The sequence below is a fragment of the Bradyrhizobium sp. P5_C11_2 genome, assembly GCF_054049755.1.
In genome coordinates this window covers 1-1,959 of the sequence record NZ_JBFULT010000880.1, presented here as the reverse complement: position 1 = coordinate 1,959, position 1,959 = coordinate 1, and the positions used below count along the sequence as shown (strand labels likewise).

The window sequence follows — 1,959 nt, the reverse complement described above, 5'->3', positions numbered from 1 at the left end:
GATATTGCGCATTGAGATCCCGGCCGATCGCGCGCAGATCCAGGGTCTGCGGCATCGGGATCATCGTCGAGCCCCGGGAAATCACCAGCAGCTCCTTCAGGCTTGACAGGGCCTGGACGACGCTGTCGACGATGCCGATCGTGAACTGAGGCTCCAGAGTTGCCGACAGCGCGCGAAAGGGGAGAACGGCGACCGATGGTCGGCTGTCGACAAGTCCGGCCAGACCGAGCGTGGGGGCCGCGACAGAGGCCAGAACGGGCCGTACGACAGCCTCGGGCTGCTGCTGCCGCAAGCCGGCGATCAAGTCCTGCGTGAGTTTATGCGGCTCGATGTCGTAGGTATCTTCGAGTTGCCGCCAGAGCCGCGCATAGACCGCGAGCGCAGCGCCGATACTTCCGGCCCCCAAATGGCTCTTGATGAGAACGCGAATGGCGCGCTCGTTCTCGGAATCCAGTCGGTGGATGGCCTTGGCCGCCGCCTCCGCGGTGGCCGTGACAATTGTGTCCGCCTCATCGGGCAGCAGCCTTGTCAGTGCATCGATCAGCCGTTCGTGAATCAGCGGCCGTGTCTCTGCAAGCCAATCCGAAAATGCCGGATCGACGCCTTCCAGATCGTCGAGAATATCGTCGGTCAGGCGTTCGTGCGCGAGCAGGATGGGATGGACGATACCGCGCTCGGCGTCCGAGACGATCTGCATCACGTCGCACGCGACCTGGTCGATCTCGAGTGCCACGTGCATCTGGTCTGCATGGAAATGCGTGCAGCCGCGCGCCTTCAGTTCGCGCTGAATCTGGCTGAGCGATTGACGCAACGAACCCTTCGCGAGCGGGTCGTCCTTCTCGCTCCAGAGCAGCCCGACCAATTTGGCCCTGGGCAACTGGCGTGCGGAGGAGAGCATCATGTAGCCGAGAAGCGCTTGCGCCTTTCGGCCGAGACTGATGTCGTATCCGTCCACGGACGCTGAAAATGTTCCGATGATGTTCAGTTTCAGGCGACCGGTCTCGCCCTCGCCAACCGCCTTGTCGCCGTTGACTTCCGACATCTCGTCCCATCCCCCGTCGATATCGTCGACGACAGTGTAGGAGGGCAGGTTCCGGGAGGCTAGGCTTGGTTGAATGCAGATGATCGGTTCGCGTTGTCCGCGAGACCAGCAATACGAAAGCTCAGGCGTGCAGCCCGCCGGATCTGGCAATAGGGATGAATGGTACATCTTGGGTTGTCAGATGGTCAAGGGTTGCAGGATGATCGACATGCGACCTGACGGGCGAATTGAAAAGTGCTCCTCACTTCAAACCGACGAGCGTGAAATGGCCGTGAATGCGGGCCCTCGGCCGCCTGCGCCACGCAATTGACCCGGTCCCCACGTCGTCGAGATCGATCGACCGGTACGATTTGATTTGTTTGTGGTCATTTGACCGCCGGTCGGCAGGCCGCGGCGAGCCGCGCGGGGCCGGGCATGGCCGGACGATGCCGCCCGGCCGGTATCGCATGGGCGTCAAGCCCCGGGAGCGTCGCCACGGCGCCTCATGAGCACCGGGTTCACGGCCCATTCACGATCGGCTTCGCCTCGCCCGCCTATGTTTTGTCCGCGACCGAAGGATCGCGCAACTTGGCGAAGGAGGGATGCATCATGACTGTTTTGCTGAGAAACACCTTCAAGGCCTGGATCGACCACGGGCCGGGCGTGCCGCCCAAGCTGGTCATGACCGGCGATGTGCGGGTGCATGGCTGGCAGGCCCGGCTGACCAAGCGCTCGCCGCAGGGCATCAACCCCAAGATCCTGATCCTCGACGTGAGCGCGCAGCAGCCGAGCGGCGAAGCGCCGGAGCAGATCACCACGATCCCGCTTCGCTATGAGGAAAGTCCGCCGCAGGACGAATATGCCCAGGTGATGATCGCGACCTGCAAGGGCGAAATCGTCGTCCACGTCGGCCGCGCGTAGTAGGGGGTGCTTTGGGC

At 63.0% G+C, this 1,959-nt stretch carries 2 protein-coding genes; one reads left to right on the top strand and one right to left on the bottom strand.

Going from position 1 to position 1,959, the window contains the following annotated elements:
• Nucleotides 1–1,042 (bottom strand): BTAD domain-containing putative transcriptional regulator (locus ACXJL8_RS39805; RefSeq protein WP_456686897.1); only part of this gene is annotated, 1,042 nt, incomplete at its 3' end.
• A gap of 588 nt (nt 1,043–1,630) precedes the next feature.
• Here ACXJL8_RS39805 and ACXJL8_RS39800 point away from each other — a divergent pair.
• Complete coding sequence (locus ACXJL8_RS39800) at nt 1,631–1,942, top strand: hypothetical protein (RefSeq protein WP_456618751.1); 312 nt, start codon at nt 1,631–1,633, stop codon at nt 1,940–1,942.
• The last annotated feature ends 17 nt before the right edge of the window (nt 1,943–1,959 follow it).

Bases quoted from the DNA above. Each gene is read 5' to 3' on its own strand.
- ACXJL8_RS39800 (WP_456618751.1), top strand. From the start codon at position 1,631: ATGACTGTTTTGCTGAGAAACACCTTCAAGGCCTGGATCGACCACGGG.